Origin of the sequence: Streptomyces anulatus (assembly GCF_000721175.1) — a bacterium.
GTDB lineage: Bacteria > Actinomycetota > Actinomycetes > Streptomycetales > Streptomycetaceae > Streptomyces > Streptomyces anulatus_C.
This window is the reverse complement of the sequence record NZ_JOEZ01000146.1, coordinates 1-251: the sequence shown is the minus strand read 5'-3', so window position 1 is coordinate 251 and position 251 is coordinate 1. Positions and strand designations below refer to the sequence as shown.

1 protein-coding gene is annotated in these 251 nt (G+C 65.7%); it reads left to right on the top strand.

Translation table 11 applies throughout. From position 1 onward, the window contains the following. The coding region (locus IG90_RS40485; protein WP_033895135.1) for a condensation domain-containing protein at positions 1-251 on the top strand (251 nt) is incomplete at both ends.

Sequence of the window (251 nt, the reverse complement as noted above, 5' to 3'; positions counted from 1 at the left end):
CGGACTACACGCTGTGGCAGAACGAGCTGCTGGGTGACCAGAACGACCCTGACAGCCTGTTCGCCACGCAGATCGACTACTGGACGGAGGCGTTGGCGGGTCTGCCGGATCAGCTGACGCTGCCTTCGGACCGTCCGCGTCCGGCGGTGATGACCTACCGGGGCGACTACGTCACCGTCGATATCGACGCTGACCTGCACCGGCGGTTGGCCGATCTCGCACGGGCGTCGGGTGCGAGTCTGTTCATGGTG